5 protein-coding genes and 1 riboswitch are annotated in these 4,322 nt (G+C 53.7%); of the genes, 1 reads left to right on the top strand and 4 read right to left on the bottom strand.

What is annotated here, in order from left to right:
* Together BG52_RS16360 and ggt are read right to left on the bottom strand one after the other, a co-directional pair.
* A partial coding sequence (locus BG52_RS16360) for a PucR family transcriptional regulator ligand-binding domain-containing protein (RefSeq protein WP_036666882.1) occupies window positions 1-494 on the bottom strand: 494 nt, incomplete at its 3' end.
* 134 nt (window positions 495-628) lie between these two features.
* On the bottom strand, window positions 629-2,215 hold the full coding sequence (gene ggt, locus BG52_RS04400; protein WP_036583168.1) for a gamma-glutamyltransferase: 1,587 nt from the start codon (window positions 2,213-2,215) through the stop codon (window positions 629-631).
* A gap of 293 nt (window positions 2,216-2,508) precedes the next feature.
* Window positions 2,509-2,592: riboswitch (cyclic di-GMP riboswitch) on the top strand.
* 92 nt (window positions 2,593-2,684) lie between these two features.
* On the opposite strand from ggt, the gene BG52_RS04395 reads away from it, so the two are divergent.
* Window positions 2,685-3,134, top strand: coding sequence for a chemotaxis protein CheX (locus BG52_RS04395; RefSeq protein ID WP_036666880.1), 450 nt, complete (start codon window positions 2,685-2,687; stop codon window positions 3,132-3,134).
* Between the two features lie 72 nt (window positions 3,135-3,206).
* Here the strand turns inward: BG52_RS04395 and ytxJ are convergent, their stop codons facing one another.
* Window positions 3,207-3,548 carry a bacillithiol system redox-active protein YtxJ gene (gene ytxJ / locus BG52_RS04390; protein WP_036666879.1) on the bottom strand — a complete coding sequence of 114 codons (342 nt, stop codon included), beginning with the start codon at window positions 3,546-3,548 and terminating at the stop codon, window positions 3,207-3,209.
* Between the two features lie 54 nt (window positions 3,549-3,602).
* Window positions 3,603-4,133, bottom strand: a complete 531-nt coding sequence (locus tag BG52_RS04385) for a DUF420 domain-containing protein (protein ID WP_036666877.1) — start codon at window positions 4,131-4,133, stop codon at window positions 3,603-3,605.
* Window positions 4,134-4,322: the final 189 nt, after the last annotated feature.

Here is a 4,322-nt window from a genome sequence, read left to right as displayed (position 1 = left end):
ACCACGTCCGCTACATCGTCGAACAGCTTGCGGATCGGATCGGAATGGAGCGCGAAGCGCATCAGACGAACCTGCTTATCCAGCACATCCTGCAATGCCGACGTGCTCCGTTTTATTTCTTCGCGAAACAAGCCGTTCATCTGATCGGAGAATGTAAATTGAAAGGGCAGCTCGATCAGCGGAAATCCTAACCGATCGGCCTGCTCGATCCATTCCCCCGGCACGTCGGTCCAGAAGCGGCCCAACTTAATGCCAAGCCCGGCGGAGCCGCATTGGTTCAACCTGGCCAACAGCTGCCCCGCCTCGTCCGGGCTGTCTTTCAACAAATAGGCGGTTGTGAACAGCATTTCGCCTTCCTTGATCCAATCCGTAATGTCCGGAGCATCCATGACATTAACGGATTTAACGACCCTGTTCCGGCCTGCGGAACCGGCGATTAACCGTCCTTCGGACAGCGGGTACACCGACAGGGCTTGCTCGACGGTTAAGTGCATACGGCGGCACCTCCACTTGGATGATCGCGAAGAGTAATGTAAGATATACTTACATTTTATGCCTTTCGTATGATTAATGGCAATATGTATGTCATATTTTATTACATAAACACTGCCGAGTCATTCTTCTCCCGCTACCAGCCGATTACACTGCCGTCCCCGCGGGGGTCTGCCGCGCCGCTGATGACGCCGCGATCGACCATAATGCCTTGCGCCTGCCCCATAATCCCGTCCCAGCGGTTCGCGGCCTCCACCCGGTGGCCCATCTTCCGAAGCTCAGACAGCATGTCGTCGGCGGATTCCTGCTCAATCTTTAACGTGTCTCCCGAGTCCCCCCACGTCCGGCCGTATACCCATCTGGGAAGCGCAATGGCCTCCTGAATCGACAGCCCGTAATCGAGCACGCCGGTCAGCAGCGACAAACTCGTTTGCGGCTGCCCTTCTCCGCCCTGCGTGCCAAGCAGCAGGAACGGCTTGCCGCCGCGTGTAACCATACCCGGCATCAGCGTATGGAATGTGCGCTTACGCGGCTCCAGCACATTAGGCTGAAGCGGGTCCAACGAGAAGAATGAACCCCTGTTCTGCAGTACAATACCCGTTCCCCCCGGCATCCAGCCCGACCCGAAGTCAAAATATAGGCTCTGAATGAAAGAGACGGCGTTCCCCTCCTCGTCGACGACGGCCGCATAAGCCGTGTCGCGTCCCATCGCTTTCGACAGAAAAGAGCTCGCGGCCAGGGGAGCTCTGGCAATAGAAGCCCACAGCGACTCGGCATACGTTTTGGACAACAACTTCTTCAGCGGAATTTGCCGAAAAGCGGGGTCAGTCAAATACGCGTCTCTTTCCCGGAATGACCGCTTCACCACTTCCGCCATCAGATGATAAAATCCAGCCGAATGCCGCGAAACCACCGCAAGCTCCGTGTTTTCCAGCATATTCAACATCATGAGCAATGAAAATCCCTGCGAATTGGGAGGCATCTGATGCACTTCGTAGCCTCGGTAGGAAGTGGTCAAGGGCGTGACCCACTCGCCGGCATGCAAGCGGAAATCCTCCTCCGTCAGCAGCCCGCCCTCCGCGGCGATCGCAGCGGTTAGCTGCTGCATCACTTGACCTTCATAGAACGTCTCGCGCCCGCCCCTCTGAATCGCCCGCAAGGTTGCGGCCAAATCGGCCTGCCGCAGCCGGTCGCTTTCTGCCAGCCAGTTGCCGCCGGATTGATACAGCCGTTTCAACGGTACGCTTGCTTCCAATAAACACTCATCCTTAACGATCCACTGCGCGAGATTGCGGGAAACGGGAAAACCTTCTTCAGCGTACCGGATGGCCGGCTCAAGCAGTTGCTCCCAGGGAAGGCTGCCGTAACGGATCCATACGCCCCACCAGGCATCGACGATGCCCGGCACTGTAATCGCGCTGTCCGCGCCCCGAAACGGGATCGCATGTTGACCGGCATAACGTTCAGGCACCGCACGGACGCCCGATCGGCCGCTCCCGTTGTACCCCTCAACCTTGCCGCTGCGTGCATGGCAGATCATAAAAAAAGCGTCGCCGCCCAAACCGGTCATATGCGGATACACGACCGCCAGCGCGGCGCTGATAGCGACGGAGGCGTCAAACGCATTGCCGCCCTGCTGCAGGATTCGGCTGCCGACGGCCGTGGCCAAATACTGGGGCGCCGCCACCATCGCATGATGCACGTTGGGCATAAGGTTCAGCATAACAGGCCTCCTTAGTTTTGTGTTCCAATTGTATGACCGCTTCTCGCAACCGGCAACGCACCGTAGCCGCTTTTGTTGTTTTAGCTGACATATAGGCACGATGTTGGTCGCGATGCACGACTGCCCATATTGAAAGCATCAACAGCGGAAAAGGCGGCAATCCGCGTCGATTCGACATAACTGGAAAAAGTTATAGCCTGCCTTATAATAATGTGGTAACATATAGCCAATTACAGGGTTAATACTGATTAGTTCATTCCGCCTATATCTTTGGTTCTAGATTTCTCCCAAGCAATACGAAAGAGCAAACCTGTTGAAAGGCAGGGACGCAAAGCCACAGGCCTAAAGGACTATCCCAAGGCGGCTGGGTTCCCGAAATTGCGGACGCTCATGCGACGGTCAAAGACCGCTTCCGGAATTTCGGAGGCGGATTTTTATTTTTATACTACTTCTTACAGGGGGCACCTTAATGAATGCGCAGTACATCAATCCATTCCTTACTTCGTCGATTCATGTCATCGAGACTATGATACAGATCAAGCCGTCGATCGGACAGCTCGTGCTCAAGACGCTGCAAGAAAGATCCGACCTGCTGATGCTAAAGATCGGCATTGTCGGCGCTTTCCAAGGAGAAGTTATCTTCTGCTTCCCGCAGGATGTCGCCCTGAAAATCGTCTCCTCGATGATGGGCGGTTATCCCGTAGCGGAAATGGACGATATGTGCCGCAGTGCAATCTCGGAACTCGGCAACATGATCAGCGGCAACGCCAGTACGATGCTTTATAACGAAGGAATTGTCGTAGACATCACCCCACCTGACATTATGAGCGACAACCTGAGCTTTGCGGAACGCAAAGCCATTACCATTCCGTTATCTTTGAGCGATATCGGCGATTTCGACATTTTTATGATCGCTTGAGGAACGTATTAATACAAAAAGGACATTCGCGCTTGCGCGAATGTCCTTTTCGATTGCCGTGCTTTTCCGCTATCAGTCCAACACTGCGGCGATGTGCTTAGAGGTAACCGACCAATGCGAAGTGTTCCACACCGATTTGCCGTCCTTGAACAGCACAAGCTGCGGCGACGCATGCGTGACGCCGAGATCCTTCGCGATTTGATTCGATACCGGACGGGCTTCCACAACCTTGACCAGGTAATAATCGGTATCGGCATTCGGACTGCCGGCCAGGTAGCTATCGTACTCCTCAAGCGCGTTTGCGCTCACCGGGCAGCGCGTGCTGTGCTTCAGTATCAACGTGTTGCGCTCTGCGGATCGGGCCTTCAGCCGCTCCCACTCCTCAAGCGTGGATATCTCGGTCCAAGTCTTCATCGATTGTCTGCCTCCCTTGTTCCATGTGCGGAGAATGGTCTCTCAAATCCGATATCAATAATAAGGCGAGATTAACAGGTATACGATAACGCCGGTGAAGCTGACGTACAGCCAGATCGGCATCGTCACTCTTGCAATTTTGCGGTGCTTGGCGATCCGGTTGCCCAGGCCATGCGTAACAGAAATCAGCGCAAGCGGCACATTCACAATCGCCAGCGTAATGTGGGTTAACAGCACAAACAGGTAAATATAACGCATGAGATCGCTGCCGCCGAACAGCGTAGGCTCGGTTAGATAATGGTAGGTCACATAAGTAATGAGAAAAAGAAACGTCGACACGAACGCGGCCCAAATAAACGTCCGGTGCATCTTAATGTTTTTCCGTTTAATCGCGAATAAAGAAATCACAAGAAATGTAAACGTGAAGCAGTTGTAGATCGCGTTAAGCATCGGCAGGATCGTCAGATCAAAACCAACCTCCCCATCATACCCGGGCAAAAAAAACAAAGTCGTAATAATGGCTACCAACACGAACGTGAATACAAAAATAAGCGGGATCCAGTTGCGTTCCCTTGCCGTTGTCATTCGACATCCTCCCTTAGGACCTATAAGTACATAATCCGTATATGATATAGATTAGACATTTTCGGCCCGGCACACAACCGGTTTCATCGCTGGATTGTCACAATTTTTCGAACGTGCCGTTATTTTTCGAACAACACGACCAGCTCTATTATTTCGGAACGGCTGGCAAGCCGAATCGGCGGCCCCCAC

This window comes from Paenibacillus darwinianus (genome assembly GCF_000598065.1).
Lineage (GTDB): Bacteria > Bacillota > Bacilli > Paenibacillales > Paenibacillaceae > Paenibacillus_I > Paenibacillus_I darwinianus.
This window is presented reverse-complemented; position numbering and strand designations above follow the sequence as displayed.